Raw genomic sequence first — 15339 nt, forward strand, 5'->3', positions numbered from 1 at the left:
CCGTTCAGCGCCGATGGTAGTGTGGGGCCTCCCCATGCGAGAGTAGGACATCGTCAGGCATTAATACGCAGAGAACCCGGCCACGTGCCGGGTTTTTTGTGTGCGCGGAAGAAAAAGTGCGTAAGAAAAAGCGAGACAGGACAGGGCCGAGGGCAGGGAATAACGACCAGATGGAGCGCACTGAAGCGCGCAAATGCGGCGTTGCGGCTGTGCTGTTGCGCAATACATCGCCCTGCCACGATGTGCTACCAGGTTTGCAGCGCTTCAGGCACAAAGGGTTTCCAGGACTTCGATCAGCGAGTTCATTTCATCGTCGGTGCCGATAGAGATGCGCAAAAAATTCTGCAGCCCGGCTTTATTGAAGTGGCGCACCAGAATGCCGCGCTCGCGCAGCCCGACAAACAGCTGGCCGCCGTCATAAGCGGGATGCTCAACCAGTAAAAAGTTGGCCTGAGAGGGCAGAACCGTAAACCCGAGCGATTCCAGCCGGGTTTGGGTACGTTGGCGAGTGGCAATAACGCTTTCGCGACAGGCCTGAAAGTGCGCGGTATCTTCCAGCGCGGCGATGCCGACACGTTCGGCTAGCCGATCGACGGGGTATGAGTTAAAGGAATCCTTGATGCGCTTGAGCCCGTCGATCAGCTCCGGTGAGCCAATCGCATAGCCCAGGCGGATACCCGCCAGGCTGCGGGATTTGGAAAACGTACCGGTGACTAAAAGGTTGGGATAGCGCTGGGTAAGCGCAGCGGCGCTTTCGGCACCGAAATCTACATAGGCCTCATCAAGCAGAACTACCCGGTCGGTTACTTGCTTGAGCAGCGCTTTTAGCGCGTCGAGCGAGTGGGCGTGGCCGGTAGGGGCATTGGGGTTGGCAAAAATAATGCCGCTTCTGCTCTCGGCCTTTGTCAGCGCGTCCAGGTCGACTTCCCATCGTTCGTTCAGCGGGTGCTGACGCAGCTCAATGTCGTAAAGCTTGGCATAGACCGGATAGAAGCTGTAGGTGAGCTCCGGCACGTCCAGCGGTGCGCCGTGGCGAAAAAAAGCCTGAAAGGCGAACGCGAGAATTTCGTCTGAGCCGTTGCCCGCAAAGACGCTGCTGACCGGCACGCCGTATGTTGCCGCCAGCGCCTGACGCAGCGCGACCGAATCCGGGTCAGGGTACAGGCGCAAATGGCTGGCGGCGTAGTCGCGCAGCACCCGGCCGACGCCCGGCGCCGGTGCGTAAGGGTTTTCGTTGGTATTAAGTTTGATGACCTGCTCGGTTGGCTGTTCGCCGGGAACGTACGGGGTCAGCTCGTGCAGGGCAGGGCTCCAGAATTGGCTCATGGCAATGACCTGAATCGGTGGAAACAATGCCGGCCATGGTCGCTTGGGGGGAAAAAAAGCGCAAGTAACTCGCACAGCGCCGGCAACCCGAGCAAAGGGGGTGGGCGTGTTTGCAAGGAGCGGTTATGCTGTTTCGGGTGTATTTTACCTGTTGAATGCGATGAGGAGCTCAACGATGCAACTAAGAAGCGTGCTGATCGGCTCGGCCATGCTATCGCTGCTGGCAGGTTGTGCCGGCGGCCCCGCGAACACGGCCAGTCAAGAATCCATTGAACCGACGACGGCCACCTATCAGGGAACGCTGCCCTGCCGTAACTGCGACGGCATCGGCCTTGACGTGGAGATGGTCGGCCAAGAGTCTGACGCCGCTCAGGACCGCACTTTTACGCTTACCGCTTCCTATAAAAACCATCCGCAGAACCCGCCGGACGAAAACTACGCGGGCGGCTGGGAAGTGCTTACCGGTACGCCGTCCAATCCGGATGCCAAGGTATATGAGCTGACGCCGGACACGGAAGGGCAGACGTATTACTTTTTGCGCCTGGATGAAAGCACGCTGGAGCTGATTGATCCCGAGCGTCGCCGCTTTGAAAACGGCGAAATGCTGCGCCTTAAGCGCCAGTAAGATGAGACAAGGCGCCCGCCGTCGCGATACGGCAACGCAAGCGCAACAAAGCAAAGGCGGCCCCGGGCCGCCTTTGCTGTGTACGGTAGGGAAGAGAGAGGAGCATGTTCTGTGGCCAAAGCCAAAAGCGCTTTTGTGTGTACCGAATGCGGCGCCGAATTTCGCAAGTGGCAGGGGCAGTGTTCCAGCTGCAAAGAGTGGAATACGCTAAGTGAAGTGCGCCTTGCCCCGGCGCGCCCCGGGGCCGGTGCGCCAGCGGCGGCGTCGCGGGGCGGCTACAGCGGCGCGCTGACCCGGGAAGTGGTGGACCTGGGCGAGGTGGACTTAAGCGAAGTGCCGCGCATGACCTCCACCTTCGGCGAATTCGACCGGGTGCTGGGCGGCGGGCTGGTGCCCGGTTCTGCGGTGCTTTTGGGCGGCCACCCCGGTGCGGGCAAGTCCACGCTTTTGCTGCAGACGGCCTGCAAGCTGGCCCAGACCCGCCAGATTATCTACGTCACCGGCGAGGAGTCACTTTCTCAGGTGGCCATGCGCGCCCACCGGCTGCAGCTGCCGACCGAGGGGCTGAAGATGCTCGCCGAAACCAGCATCGAGACCGTTCTGGCCGTGGCCGAGCGGGAAAAGCCCGATATTCTGGTGATCGACTCGATTCAGACCATGCACTTGGAAGACATTGCCTCGGCTCCGGGCGGCGTGGCCCAGGTACGCGAGTCCGCCGCTGCACTCACCCGCTTTGCCAAACAGAGCAACACCGTGCTTTTGCTGGTCGGGCACGTCACCAAGGACGGCACGCTTGCCGGCCCCAAGGTGCTCGAGCACATGATCGACGCGTCGCTTTTGCTTGAAGGCGGGTCGGACTCGCGCTTTCGCACCCTGCGCGGGCAGAAAAACCGCTTCGGCGCGGTCAACGAGCTGGGCGTGTTTGCCATGCTCGAACAGGGGTTGAAAGAGGTAAAAAACCCCAGCGCGATTTTTCTTTCGCGCAACGAAGAGCAGGCCCCGGGCAGCCTGGTGATGGTGGTATGGGAAGGCACTCGGCCGATTCTGGTAGAAGTCCAGGCGCTGGTGGATGAATCTGCGCTGGGCAACCCGCGCCGGGTGGCCGTGGGCCTCGACCCCAACCGGCTGGCCATGCTGCTGGCCGTGCTCAATCGCCACGGGGGGCTTTTTACCGGCGATCAGGACGTGTTCTTGAACGTGGTGGGCGGCGTCAAGGTACTGGAAACCAGCGCCGACTTGGCCGTGCTGCTGGCGGTGGTGTCGAGCCTGCAAAACCGCGCGCTGCCCCGGGAGCTGGTGGTATTCGGTGAGGTGGGCCTTTCAGGCGAGATTCGTCCGGTGCCTAGCGGCCAGGAGCGCATCGCCGAGGCCGCCAAGCACGGCTTCACCCGGGCCATTGTGCCCCGGGCCAACGCGCCCAAAAAATCGCCCAAGGGCATGGACGTGATTCCGGTGGACAAGCTCAGCGATGCCCTGGATGCGCTATAGCCGCCACGTACGCAATATGCCGTAAGTGGGCGTCTGCGTTAAGATGCACCACCGATTTGCAAGGAGATATCTCAATGAGCGCCATTCGCCTGACGCAATACAGCCACGGCGCCGGCTGCGGCTGCAAGATCGCCCCCGACGTGCTCGACGGTATTCTGGCCAAGGCCGGCCCGCCCGCCGCAAGCGACAGGCTGGTGGTGGGCAACCAGGGGCGTGAAGACGCCTGCGTCTACGACCTGGGCGACGGTCGCGGCATGATCGCCACCACCGATTTTTTCATGCCCATTGTCGACGACCCGTACGATTTCGGCCGTATCGCGGCGACCAACGCCATCAGCGACGTCTACGCCATGGGCGGTGACCCGGTCATGGCGCTGGGGATTCTCGGCTGGCCGCTGGATCAGCTCAGCGTGGATGTGGCCGGCGACGTGATGGCCGGCGCTCAGGCGGTATGCCGCGAGCACGGCGTAGCCCTGGCCGGCGGGCACTCCATTGACGCCCCGGAGCCGATTTTTGGCCTGGCCGTCAACGGCCTGGTGGATCTGGAACGCTTAAAACTCAACAGCGCCGCCAAGCCCGGCGATCTGTTGTTTTTAACCAAGCCGCTGGGCGTAGGCATGCTCACCACCGCGGAAAAGCGCGGCCTGCTGGCCGACGAGCACCGGGGCCTTGCCCGGGAAACCATGCTGGTTTCCAACCGCATCGGCGCTGAGCTTGCCGGCGTTTCCGGCGTGCACGCCATGACCGATGTGACAGGCTTTGGCCTTGCCGGGCACTTAAGCGAAGTTTGCGCCGCCAGCGGCGTGGCCGCGAGCCTGGATTTCACCCGTCTGCCGCGCCTTGAGGCGGCGGAAACCTACCGCCGGCAGGGGGCCGTGCCCGGCGGCACCGGGCGCAACCGCACCGCGCTGGGGGCAGCGCTGCCGGAGATGGCCGACGAGCACTGGCAGTGGCTGTGCGACCCGCAGACCTCCGGCGGGCTGCTGCTGGCCGTGGATCCGGCAAGCGTAGAAGCCGTGCAGCGTATCGGCCGCGAACACGGCGTCGAGCTTGCCGCCTTCGGCACGCTCAAGGCCCAAAACGGCGACGCTCTAATCGGCTTCAACAGCGACGAGGTGGCGGGGTGAGTGGGGTTGGCAGCGACACGGCGAGCGTAGCCCCAAAAGCGGAGCTTGTACGTCAGGGCCGCCCGCTGATCGACGTGCGTGCCCCGGTCGAGTTTGCGCAAGGCTCGCTGCCCGGCGCGGTCAACCTGCCATTGATGAACGATGACGAGCGCCACCAGGTCGGCATCGCCTATAAAAAGCACGGCCAGCAGCAAGCCGTTGCGCTGGGCGAAAAACTCGTCAGCGGCGCGGTCAAAACGGCGCGCGTCAACGCCTGGTGCGATTATTTAGCCCGGCATCCGAATGCGCTGATCTACTGTTTTCGCGGCGGGATGCGCTCGCAAATTGTCCAGCAGTGGCTGGCAAAAGCCGGCTGCTCCGCCCCGCGCATTGACGGCGGCTGGAAGGCCATGCGCCAGATGCTCTGCGCGCGCATTGACGCCGCCGCCGAGCAGCCCATGCTGATGATCAGCGGGCTGACCGGCTGCGCCAAGACGGTGCTGATCAACCGGCTGGAGTGTGGCGTGGATCTGGAAGGCTTTGCCAACCACAAGGGCTCGGCGTTTGGCCGCATGCCCGAACCGCCGCCGCCGCAAATCGACTTTGAGCACGCGCTGGCACAGCGTCTGATGGCACTTTCCGGCCCGCTGATACTGGAGGACGAATCGCGTCAGGTGGGTAACGTCAACGTTCCGCTGACGTTCTGGCAGGGGATGGAGCAGGCGCCGCGTATCCGTGTGGAAATGCCCCTGGACTGGCGTCTGGAGCAGCTGCGCCAAGACTACATTATTGATCTGGAGCGCGCCCACTGCGAGCGCTTCGGTGAGCAAGAAGGCTGGGAGCGCATGCGCCAGCAGCTGGGCAACGCCCTGCTGCGGCTGAAAAAGCGTTTGGGCAGCGCTCGCCTTGCTCGGCTGCAGCGGCTACAGGCGCTGGCCTTTGCCGCCCATGAAAGCGGCGATCGCCAGGCGCACGAGGCCTGGCTGGCACCGCTTTTGACCGAATACTATGACCCCATGTATCGCTATCAGCTAACGCGCAAGCAGCAAGCAGGGCTGAAAGAGTACCACGTAGGCGACTGGGACAGCTGTCTGGACGCCGCCCGGCAGTGGCAGGCAGAGCAGCGCGGCCTGAAGCGTTAGCGGGCAACCGCTGTGCGCAGCCACGGATACAGCACCCGGTCAAGCAGCGGGGCAAGGCGCTGGAAAGCATCGTCGTCGGCAAGTATGTCGGCCTGCGGCTGAATGAAATCATCGCGGCCGGCCGGCGGGGCCTGGTTTTCGAGCAGGGCGGCAGCGCTTTTCCGGGTGGCGTGCAGGTGGCAAAGAAGGCCGATGACGCGCCCGTCGTCCCAGGCAAAGCCCTGCAGCGGGGCCGCCGCACTGGCGCCCAGCGGCGTTGCGTTATCCGGCAGGCTGAACACCGTACGGTGCCACACAAAAGCGTGAAACTGCTCGGGCAGGTCAAACGTTGCGTCTTTGGCCAGGCGAACGGCGTGAAAGCCGGCTTCAGGAAACGTGCCGGGGCCTACGGTTGCGCCCAGCGCATCGGCGATCAGGTGCGCTCCCAGGCCGATACCCAGCAGCGGCTTTTGCCCGTCCAGGTAGCGCTCGATGAGTTTTTGCTCTGCCCGCTGCCAGGCGGGCGGGGCCTCCAGCAGGGCCTCGTCGCCGTCGAGAACGATCAGCGCATCGCTGTCGCCCGGACGCGGGGCAATTTCGCCGTCGTCCAGATGAAACACGGTATAGCTGTGTCCCATGCTGGAAAGCCAGTCGGTAAGGCGCGCAGGCCCGTGATGGGGGCCGTGCTGTAGCAGATGAACGTGCATGATATTCTCCTCACCCAACGATGACTTTCGCAATACGTGCCTTGCCTGTGAGTACGCAGCCTTTGTGTACCGGCCCGGCAAGCACGCACAGGAACTTTAACATGGCGTCAAAAAAACCGGGCTTTTATCAGCGGCTTCAACAGCTTGGCCGGCCCGCACAGCAGGCTTTCATGGCGGCGCTGGCCGAGCGCCAGCTGCCCAACTACGCGCTCTACGCGCAAACCACCGGCCACGGCGATACGCACACGCTGCGCACCGTGCTGGACCTGGTGTGGGAAAAGCTTGCCGTGCACAGCGCAAGTATCGACTTCGAGCGCCAGGCGGAAAAGCTGGCCGAGTGTGAGCCGCCCGTCGAGGACGACAGCTTCGGCGCTCGCCGAGCGCTGGACGCGGTGGTATCGGTGGCGGCGCTGCTGGATACGTGGCGCGGCGAAGCGCCCGAGGCGGTGCTTGACGTCAGCCGCACGTCGCGTGCCGGGGTGCGCGCCTTTATTGAGCTGACCGAAGGCGAAGACGACGCCGATAAGCTGGCGCTGCTGGTGCGTGACCACCCGCTTACCGACGACGAAAACGATTTTCAGGACGCCGTGCTTGAGGCCGTCTCGCCGCCGCTTTCCAGAGACCGGCTGAAAGAGGTGCGCCGGCTGGGCAAAAACGAGGGCGTGAGCAACCTGGGGCTTTCGTTGGACTCGGAATAGGCGAGCAGAGGCCGCCGGATGCCGCCGGCAGTTTTGGGAATTAAATACGGATGCCGGCGTTGAGCATGACGCCGGCGGTGCCGAAGAGCAGCATGTCGGTTTCAACCTTGCCCCAGCGCACGCCAACGGCCGGCAGAACGGCCGGGGCAACGCCGTAGTGGTTGAACGGAATCTTGTGCTTTTTGCTGCCTTTGTAGCCGCGCAGCGCGCCGGCGGTGAGCTTGGCGCGAAACTCCAGGTTCGGCGCCGGCTGCCAGAAGGCAAACTCGCGGCCGGCGTAGAAATACCATATGGGCTGGTTGAAGGAGTTTTTCAGCCAGGCCGTGCCTGCCAGCCAGCGGTCGGGGTTGTGCAGCTCGATACCGATCAGGTTCTGATCTTCGTTGTAGCCTGAACTGCCGGAAAAGTGCTGCGTGGCCAGGCTGGTTTGCACAAAGGTGTGATCGTATTGCCAGAAGTCGTTGCCCGATGCGCTCAAGGGAAGGGTGGCGCTCGCCAGCAGAGCGATAAGCCAGCGGCGCGCCCTGGGGGTGCGCGCCGCCATGTCAGAAATAAAGGGCATGCCGGAAATAAACGCCGTCATCTTATAGCCGCATCTTGATACCGTGATCGGTCATGTAGCGCTTGGCCTCGGGGACGGTGTATTCGCCGAAATGGAAGATGCTCGCGGCAAGCACCGCGTCGGCGCCGCCCTTGAGCACGCCGTCTACCAGGTGATCAAGGTTGCCCACCCCGCCCGAGGCGATCACCGGCACGCTCACCGCCTCGGAGATGGCGTGGGTCAAGTCCAGATCAAAACCGGCCCTGGTGCCGTCTCGGTCCATGCTGGTCAGCAGCAGCTCGCCGGCGCCGTAGTCGGCCATTTTCTTTGCCCACTCCACCGCGTCAAGGCCGGTCTCCTTGCGTCCGCCGTGGGTGAAAATCTCCCAGCGCGGCGCCTCGCCTTCCCGGGATACCTGCTTGGCGTCAAGCGCCACGACGATGCACTGGCTGCCAAAGCGCTCGGCGGCTTCGCGGACGAACTCCGGATGAGTGATCGCGGCGGTGTTGATCGCCACTTTATCCGCCCCGGCGTTGAGCATGGTGCGGATATCCTCGCAGCGGCGGATGCCGCCGCCCACGGTCAGGGGAATGAACACCTCGCCGGCAATGCGCTCGACCATGTCCACGGTGGTGTCGCGGTCGTCGCTGCTGGCGGTGATGTCGAGAAAGGTGATCTCGTCGGCGCCCTGCTGGTTATAGCGCTGGGCGATTTCCACCGGGTCGCCGGCGTCGCGGATGCCGATGAAGTTGACGCCCTTGACCACGCGGCCGGCGTCAACGTCCAGGCAGGGGATAATGCGTTTGGCAAGGCTCATGATTTTTCTCCGCTCAGGCGATCGCTCAGCCGCTGGGCCTCGGCGACGTCCAGACTGCCTTCATAAATGGCGCGGCCGGTGATCGCGCCCAGAATGCCGCTGTCAGCCACTTCGCACAGCGCCTGGATATCTTCAAGGTTGGTGACCCCGCCCGAGGCAATCACCGGCAGGCCGCCGTCCCGGGCAAGGGCGGCGGTGGCCTCGACGTTGACGCCGGCCATCATGCCGTCCCGGGCGATGTCGGTGTAGACGATGGAGGAGACGCCGTCGTCGGCAAAGCGCTTGGCAAGCTCGGTGGCCTTCACCGTGGAGACCTCGGCCCAGCCGTCGGTGGCAACAAAACCGTCTCGGGCATCCAGCCCCACGATCACGCGGCCGGGAAAGGCGCGGCACATCTCGGTGACAAACGCCGGTTTTTTCACCGCCTGGGTGCCGATGATGACGTAGGACACCCCGGCGTTTATATAGTGCTCGATGGTGTCGGCGCTGCGGATGCCGCCGCCGATCTGGATGGGCAGATCCGGATAGGCCCGGGCAATGGCGGTGACCGCCTCGCCGTTGACCGGCTGGCCGGCAAAGGCGCCGTTTAAATCGACCAGGTGCAGGCGCCGCGCGCCGGCCTCGACCCAGCGGGCGGCCATGGCCACGGGGTCATCGCCGTAGGACGTGGCTTCGTCCATGCGGCCCTGCTTGAGGCGTACGCACTGGCCGTCTTTCAGATCAATGGCGGGAATGACTAGCATGGTATGTTTACCTTGGTGAAACGCATGGAGCGTCCGGGTTACGGTGACCAGGTGACGAAGTTTTCCAGCAGCCGCAGCCCGGCGCGGGAGCTTTTTTCCGGGTGGAACTGTACGGCAAAGCTGGATTGGTGACCAATGGCTACATGGGCGTTGATGTGGCCGTAGCGGGTGGTGCCGAACACTTCGGTCTTTTCGGCGGCGTCGACGTAGTAGCTGTGCACGAAATAGAAATGCTCGTGGCAATCAATGCCGTTCCATAGCGGGTGTTCGCCGTGCTGATCGACCAGGTTCCAGCCCATGTGCGGGACTTTCAGCCGGGCGTTGTTGTGGTCGCGCATGCCGTCGGGGAAGCGCTTCACCTCGCCCTTGAACGCGCCCAGGCAGGTCACGCCGCCGCTTTCTTCGCTGTGCTCCAGCAGCATCTGCTGGCCCACGCAGATGCCCAGCAGCGGCTTGCCCTGGCGCCGAATCACGTCTTCCACCAGGCCGCGCAGTTCGGTGCGTTCAAGTTCGCCCATGCAGTCGCGGATGGCCCCCTGGCCGGGAAGCACCAGCCGGGTCGCCCCGTGAATGCAGCGGGCATCCCGGGTGATGATCACGTTTTCATCAGTGACATGCTCCAGCGCCTTGGCCACAGAGTGCAGGTTGCCCATTCCATAGTCGATCACAGCAATGGTCATGGTGTGCTCCTTATAAGCTGCCTTTGGTCGACGGCATCTGACCGGCCATGCGCGGATCTTCGGCAACCGCCATGCGCAGCGCCCGGCCGAACGCCTTGAAAATGGTTTCGGCCTGGTGGTGGACGTTAATGCCCTTGAGGTTATCGATATGCAGCGTCACCGCGGCGTGGTTGACAAAGCCCTGGAAGAATTCCTGGAATAGCTGAGTATCCATGGCGCCCACGGTATCCCGGGTAAAAGCGACCTGCATGAATAGCCCCGCACGCCCGGAAAAATCCACCACCACCCGGGAAAGCGCTTCGTCCAGCGGTACGTAGGCGTGACCGTAGCGATAAATGCCGCGCTTGTCGCCGATCGCCCGGGCAAACGCCTGGCCCAGGGTAATGCCTACATCCTCTACCGTGTGATGGTCATCGATATGGGTGTCTCCCGCGGCGCTGATATCCAGGTCCATCAGGCCGTGGCGGGCAATCTGGTCGAGCATGTGATCGAGAAACGGCACGCCGGTTTTGCCGTTGAGCCGGCCGCTGCCGTCGAGATCGACGCTGATCTTGATCTGCGTTTCCTGGGTGTCACGGCTGACCGTGGCGGTACGCGCTGACATGGGGGCTTCTCCTGCGTGGGCACACTTGAAAAAAACAGCAATGGCGACGCACGCTTGTCGCGTCGAGCGCGCATGCTGAACACGCAGGCCAGCGAAGTCACAAGGCAGGCCTGCGGCAAGCCACCAGTATAGTGAATCGCCCCGGCTATCGGCTACAATGCGCGCACCAGGTACGCTTGAAAGACCGGGCCAAAAGGAAGCCATGACCATGCCGGTGACACTGCAACACCTAGACCAGACCCGCTGGGCACAAGATTTTCAGGCCCGCCACGACCTGGTGCGCATTTATCAGGATGCCGACCCGGACAAGCTGGCGCCGGATGCCGTCGAGTCGTTTATCGCGCGCCACCTGCGCGCCGGCAACGGCTTTGCCTGTGCGCTGTTCAACGCCCGGCGGCTGGGCGCGGTGGCGATTACCCCGGCCGCTGACGGTACCTGGCAGCTGGGCGCGCTGTGCGTGCGCCGCACGACCCGCGGCCGCGGCGTCGCCACTCGGCTGTTGGCGCTGGTGGCCGATGAGGTCGCCCGCAGCACGCACCCCCGCCTGGCCGTCGCCTCGGCATCGTCCGCCGAAGGGCGGCTGCTCACCGGGCTGGGCTATGCCGTCACGCACGACGGAGATGTGCGGGTGGGCGCTGCCGGGGGGATATCATGAGGCAGCTATTGCGCATTGTGCTGGCCGCCGTTGGCATTCTGGGCATGCTGGCCGTGGCCTCGGTGGTGTATGTGACCACTTTTATGGACCCGGAAGACTTCAAGCCGCGTCTTACCGCCGTGGTGGAAGAGCAGACCGGGCTGGATATCGAGCTGGACGGCGCGCTTGCGTGGTCGTTTTATCCGCGCATCGGCGTTAGCGTGGAAAAAGCCCGAGCCTGGCTGGACGAGCAGGACAAGGACACTCCGCCGTTTGCCGGCGTGGAACGGGCCGAGGTCAGCGTTGCCTTTGCCCCGCTGCTGCGCGGGGAAATCGCCGTGGACGGCCTGACCCTTGACGGCCTGCGTCTGAACCTGCGTCGCAACGAACAGGGCGAAGGCAACTGGGAGCCGCTGGTTCAGCGCATGGCCGAGCGCGGCGAAAAAGCCGAAGCCGTGCTGGCCCCGGCCAGTGCCGGTCCCGGCGCCGACGCTGCCAGCCTGGACGTGGCGCTGAGCATTGCAAGCGTCAAGGTCAATAACGCCGATCTTCGCTTTCGCGATGCCCGGCACGGCACGCTCTGGCACGTCGACAAGCTCAACGTCACCGGCAGCAACGTCAATCCGCAGCGCTCTTTTCCGCTCAAGGCCGCGCTGACGCTTTCACGCTACGAAAGCCTTGACGCCCAGGCGATGACGCACCCGCCGGCCGCCAGCAGCGAGATCGAGCTGGATACGCGGCTCACCCTGGCGCCGGCCGAGCACGGCTTCGTACTGGAAAGCCCCCGCCTGGCAACGCGCACCCGGCTTGTGCCCGATGCCGAGCCCCAGGCGCTGCGCCTTGAGGCCTCGCGCATCGAGGCGAGTCTGGACCATCAGCGTCTTGTCGTCACCGACGGCGCGCTGAAAGGCACCCTGCACCACCCTGACGGTTGGAAAGGCGGTCTGGCGCTGGCGCTGACGTTTGCCTTTGACGGTGACTGGGGCGAGCAGGTTGCCACCGTCAACGACATGCGGCTCACCGGCCCCGACGAGCTGCGTGCCCGAGGCCGGCTGACGCTGGAAAACTGGCGGGATGCGCTGCGCTACGACGGCCAGCTTACGCTCAAACCGCTGTCGCTGCGCCCCTGGCTCAAGCGCCTGGGCGTCACGCCCAATATACGCGATCCCGACGCTTTCTCGGATGTCTCGCTCACCAGCCAGATAGACGGCGACGCCGAGCGCATTCGCCTGGCGCCGCTGTCGCTGGTGGTCGATAACACCACGCTGACCGGAGCGCTTGCCGCCGATCTCGACGGTACCGCGCTGGACGTTGATCTGGAAGGCGACACTCTCAACGCCGATCGCTACCTGCCTGCCGCGGCTGCTCAGCAGGCCGGTATCGAGCCTGTCCGCCGAGCGCTGGCGCAAAATGCCCCGCCTGCGCTGCTGCCTCAGCCTTTGCTGGCCTCGCTTGCGCTGGACGGCCGGCTGGCGCTGGGCACGCTGACGCTGGGCGGCTTGACCTTTGACACGCCTCGCGTTGCGCTTCAAGGGCGCGACGGCAGCCATCGACTCAAGACCTTGGAAGCCGGCTTCTACGGCGGCAAGCTCAGCGCTACAGGCCGGCTGGATGCCGGGCAAGTACCTTTGGAGTGGGCGCTGGCACCTCGCGTTGAAGGCGTCAAACTGGCGCCGCTTTTAAAAACGCTGAACGAAGGCGATGCCAGGCTCAGCGGCCGGCTTGACGCCGGCGGTGCGTTCACCACGCAAGGCAATACCCGTGAAGATCTGCTGCGCCGGCTCAACGGCAAAGGCCAGGCCGAGCTTAACGACGGTGTGATCGCCGGCGTTAACGTTTCCAGGCAGCTGTGCGAAGCCGTCGCCGCCGTGCAGGAGCGCGAAACCACCCGCGACTGGAACGCTAACACCCGCTTTGAGCGTGCGGATGCCACCTTTACCGTGCGCGACGGCGTCGTACAAAGCGATGATGTGCTGATCACGCTGCCCGGTATCGACGTTCACGGCGAAGGGCAGTACGACCCGGGCCACCGGCAGTTCGACGTGTTGGCCAGCATTCGCCTGGTGGATACCGCTGATGCGGCCTGCAAGGTCAACCCAAGGCTTGCCAAACTGGCGCTGCCGGTGCGCTGCGAAGGCAGCCTGGGCGCCGAGCCGGGAGACTGGTGCCGGGTGGATCAGGACACATTGGCCGACAGCGTGTCGCGGCTGGTGGGCGACGAAGTGGGCAGCCGCATTGAAGAAAAGCTCGACGAGAAACTCGGCGAAGGCGCGGCCCAAGAGCTGCGCGACGGCCTGAAACGTCTGTTTGATTGAGGTTGCATGTCACAGCCCAAGCATCATCAACGCCGGCCCGCCATGCCTGAACCGGTGCTTGAGCCGGCGCGCTTTCAGCAGCGCCTGCTTGACTGGTTCGACCAATACGGGCGCTACGATCTGCCCTGGCAGGCGCTGCGCACGCCGTACCGGGTGTGGGTGTCGGAAATCATGCTGCAGCAAACCCAGGTCGCCACCGTCATCGGCTATTTCGAGCGCTTTATGCAGCGCTTTCCCACCCTTGGCGATCTGGCCGCCGCCGAGCAGGACGAGGTGCTGCACCTGTGGACGGGACTTGGCTACTACGCCCGGGCGCGCAATCTGCACAGGGCAGCTCAGGTGGTAGTGGAGGATTACGGCGGCGAGCTGCCAACCGCAAGCGTGGAGGAGCTCACTGCGCTGCCGGGCATCGGCCGCTCCACCGCCGGGGCGATCATTGCCCAGAGCACCGGCGAGCGCGCGGTCATGCTCGACGGCAACGTCAAGCGCACGCTTACCCGCCTGCACGCGGTAGCAGGCTGGCCCGGCAGGCCCCGGGTAGAGCGCGGCCTCTGGGCGCTGGCGGACCATTACACGCCTGATACGCGACTTGCCGACTACACCCAGGCCATGATGGATCTGGGCGCGACGCTGTGCACGCGCGCCGCGCCGGACTGCGCGATTTGCCCGTTTGCTGATGTTTGCGTGGCCCACGCCCGGGGCGAGGAGCGCCGCTATCCCGAGCCCAAACCCAAAAAGGCCGTACCCACCCGGCAAACGCTGATGCTGATGCTCCACGACGGTCAGGGGCGCGTGTGGCTCGAGCAGCGCCCGCCAGCGGGACTCTGGGGCGGGCTTTGGTGTTTGCCGCAGTTCGATACCCGCGAACAGCTGAAGGACTGGCTGGCGGCCCATGCCAAAGCCCCCGAGCACGAGCCGGCGCGGCCGACGTTTACCCACGTGTTCAGCCATTTCCGCCTGGAGATTACCCCTCAGCCCGTGGCCTGCGATGCGGCGGGCACGGTGCGTGAAGGCGGTCTGTGGTACGACGTCAATCGGCCGCCGGCGCTGGGGCTGGCCGCCCCGGTCAAACGTTTGCTTACGGAATTTGCCGCCGAGCGGGCGCCGTTTCGTCTGGATAATACGCCGGGCCATGCGTAGCCTGTTAGATGATCACTTCGCGTTGCTGCAAGGAGTCAGCCATGAGTCAGACCGTATTTTGCCGCAAGTACCAAAAAGAGCTTAAAGCGCTGCCGTTTCCGCCGCTTCCCGGCCAGAAAGGCCAGGAGATCCAGCAAAGCGTCTCCCAGCAGGCGTGGGAAGAGTGGCAGGCGCTGCAGACCCGCCTGATCAACGAAAAGCACCTCAATATGCTGGACCCCGACGCCCGGGCCTACCTGATGGAGCAGATGGAGCGCTTTCTGGACAACCGCGAAACGGATCGGGCCGAGGGCTACGTACCGCCCCAGGCATAGGGCGTTGAGCCGCGTAGAAGATAAGCTGCGGAAAGCAAAGGCAGAAACGAAAGAAAGTTTTACAAAAGAGTTGACGAAAGGCGTCGCTTTTAGTTTAATACGCACCGTTGGCGGCGGCCGGATAGCTCAGTTGGTAGAGCAGTGGATTGAAAATCCTCGTGTCGGCGGTTCGATTCCGTCTCCGGCCACCAACCGTTGGGGTATCGCCAAGTGGTAAGGCACCGGTTTTTGGTATCGGCATGCGCAGGTTCGAATCCTGCTACCCCAGCCATTCGCCAACACTCTTTCTTGATGAACGTGCCAAAGCGTATCGCCTCGGCATGTTTGTTTTCTCAAGAAACGCAGCGCCGACATAGCTCAGTTGGTAGAGCAACTGACTTGTAATCAGTAGGTCCCGGGTTCGACTCCTGGTGTCGGCACCACTGCAAAAGCCTTTGCAGTCAGTGCGTTAGAGAATATAAAAAGCCGCCCCGAAGGGCG

The 15339-nt window shown here is 63.8% G+C and carries 16 protein-coding genes and 3 tRNA genes; 12 read left to right on the forward strand and 7 right to left on the reverse strand.

The genetic code is table 11. From position 1 onward, the window contains the following. Positions 1–264: 264 nt before the first annotated feature. Positions 265–1326 carry a histidinol-phosphate transaminase gene (hisC, locus tag ABD654_RS06800; protein WP_344703572.1) on the reverse strand — a complete coding sequence of 354 codons (1062 nt, stop codon included), beginning with the start codon at positions 1324–1326 and terminating at the stop codon, positions 265–267. Positions 1327–1501: 175 nt separating this feature from the next. On the opposite strand from hisC, the gene ABD654_RS06805 reads away from it, so the two are divergent. The 4 genes from ABD654_RS06805 to mnmH all read left to right on the forward strand — a co-directional run bounded on the left by ABD654_RS06805 (position 1502) and on the right by mnmH (position 5687). Next, entirely contained in the window at positions 1502–1951 is a 450-nt protein-coding gene (locus ABD654_RS06805; protein WP_344703574.1) for a copper resistance protein NlpE N-terminal domain-containing protein, read from the forward strand. Between the two features lie 111 nt (positions 1952–2062). Next, the gene (gene radA / locus ABD654_RS06810) at positions 2063–3439 is read left to right on the forward strand and encodes a DNA repair protein RadA (RefSeq protein WP_344703576.1); all 1377 of its coding nucleotides are present in this window, start codon (positions 2063–2065) and stop codon (positions 3437–3439) included. 74 nt (positions 3440–3513) lie between these two features. Next, the gene (gene selD / locus ABD654_RS06815) at positions 3514–4566 is read left to right on the forward strand and encodes a selenide, water dikinase SelD (protein ID WP_344703578.1); all 1053 of its coding nucleotides are present in this window, start codon (positions 3514–3516) and stop codon (positions 4564–4566) included. Beyond that, positions 4563–5687 carry a tRNA 2-selenouridine(34) synthase MnmH gene (gene mnmH / locus ABD654_RS06820; RefSeq protein ID WP_344703580.1) on the forward strand — a complete coding sequence of 375 codons (1125 nt, stop codon included), beginning with the start codon at positions 4563–4565 and terminating at the stop codon, positions 5685–5687. Before selD ends, mnmH begins: the two co-directional genes overlap by 4 nt. Here the strand turns inward: mnmH and ABD654_RS06825 are convergent. Beyond that, a complete protein-coding gene (locus ABD654_RS06825) occupies positions 5684–6373 on the reverse strand; it encodes a type 1 glutamine amidotransferase (RefSeq protein ID WP_344703582.1) in 690 nt (229 codons plus the stop codon). The genes mnmH and ABD654_RS06825 overlap by 4 nt on opposite strands. Before the next feature lie 101 nt (positions 6374–6474). Between ABD654_RS06825 and ABD654_RS06830 the strand changes: the two genes are divergently transcribed. Further along, positions 6475–7071, forward strand: coding sequence for a YjaG family protein (locus tag ABD654_RS06830; RefSeq protein WP_344703584.1), 597 nt, complete (start codon positions 6475–6477; stop codon positions 7069–7071). A 40-nt stretch (positions 7072–7111) separates the two neighbouring features. On the opposite strand, the gene ABD654_RS06835 is transcribed toward ABD654_RS06830, so the two are convergent. From ABD654_RS06835 to hisB, 5 genes are read right to left on the reverse strand one after another with little or no spacing between them, the layout of a single operon-like run. Continuing rightward, positions 7112–7633 (reverse strand): hypothetical protein, encoded by a 522-nt coding sequence (locus ABD654_RS06835; RefSeq protein ID WP_344703586.1) that lies wholly within the window; start codon positions 7631–7633, stop codon positions 7112–7114. Positions 7634–7655: 22 nt separating this feature from the next. Further along, positions 7656–8429, reverse strand: coding sequence for an imidazole glycerol phosphate synthase subunit HisF (gene hisF, locus ABD654_RS06840; protein WP_344703588.1), 774 nt, complete (start codon positions 8427–8429; stop codon positions 7656–7658). Continuing rightward, positions 8426–9172: a 1-(5-phosphoribosyl)-5-[(5-phosphoribosylamino)methylideneamino]imidazole-4-carboxamide isomerase gene (gene hisA, locus ABD654_RS06845; RefSeq protein WP_344703590.1), complete on the reverse strand. Its 747-nt coding sequence runs from the start codon at positions 9170–9172 to the stop codon at positions 8426–8428. Before hisA ends, hisF begins: the two co-directional genes overlap by 4 nt. A gap of 38 nt (positions 9173–9210) precedes the next feature. Next, on the reverse strand, positions 9211–9852 hold the full coding sequence (gene hisH / locus ABD654_RS06850; RefSeq protein WP_344703592.1) for an imidazole glycerol phosphate synthase subunit HisH: 642 nt from the start codon (positions 9850–9852) through the stop codon (positions 9211–9213). A 10-nt stretch (positions 9853–9862) separates the two neighbouring features. Next, positions 9863–10456 carry an imidazoleglycerol-phosphate dehydratase HisB gene (gene hisB / locus ABD654_RS06855; RefSeq protein WP_344703594.1) on the reverse strand — a complete coding sequence of 198 codons (594 nt, stop codon included), beginning with the start codon at positions 10454–10456 and terminating at the stop codon, positions 9863–9865. 208 nt (positions 10457–10664) lie between these two features. Here hisB and ABD654_RS06860 point away from each other — a divergent pair, with 208 nt between their 5' ends. From ABD654_RS06860 to ABD654_RS06890, 7 genes are all read left to right on the forward strand, one after another. Beyond that, positions 10665–11111, forward strand: coding sequence for an acetyl-CoA sensor PanZ family protein (locus tag ABD654_RS06860; protein ID WP_344703596.1), 447 nt, complete (start codon positions 10665–10667; stop codon positions 11109–11111). Beyond that, positions 11108–13405 (forward strand): AsmA family protein, encoded by a 2298-nt coding sequence (locus ABD654_RS06865; protein WP_344703597.1) that lies wholly within the window; start codon positions 11108–11110, stop codon positions 13403–13405. The genes ABD654_RS06860 and ABD654_RS06865 overlap by 4 nt, the downstream gene beginning before the upstream one ends. Before the next feature lie 6 nt (positions 13406–13411). Beyond that, positions 13412–14545, forward strand: a complete 1134-nt coding sequence (gene mutY / locus ABD654_RS06870; protein ID WP_425552736.1) for an A/G-specific adenine glycosylase — start codon at positions 13412–13414, stop codon at positions 14543–14545. A gap of 41 nt (positions 14546–14586) precedes the next feature. Further along, on the forward strand, positions 14587–14859 hold the full coding sequence (locus ABD654_RS06875; RefSeq protein WP_344703598.1) for an oxidative damage protection protein: 273 nt from the start codon (positions 14587–14589) through the stop codon (positions 14857–14859). A gap of 115 nt (positions 14860–14974) precedes the next feature. Then, a tRNA-Phe gene (locus tag ABD654_RS06880) sits at positions 14975–15050 on the forward strand. A gap of 5 nt (positions 15051–15055) precedes the next feature. Continuing rightward, a tRNA-Gln gene (locus ABD654_RS06885) sits at positions 15056–15130 on the forward strand. A gap of 75 nt (positions 15131–15205) precedes the next feature. Further along, positions 15206–15281: transfer RNA gene (locus tag ABD654_RS06890), tRNA-Thr, on the forward strand. Positions 15282–15339 lie beyond the last annotated feature (58 nt).

This window comes from Halomonas cibimaris, assembly GCF_039537045.1.
Classification (GTDB): Bacteria; Pseudomonadota; Gammaproteobacteria; order Pseudomonadales; family Halomonadaceae; genus Vreelandella; species Vreelandella cibimaris.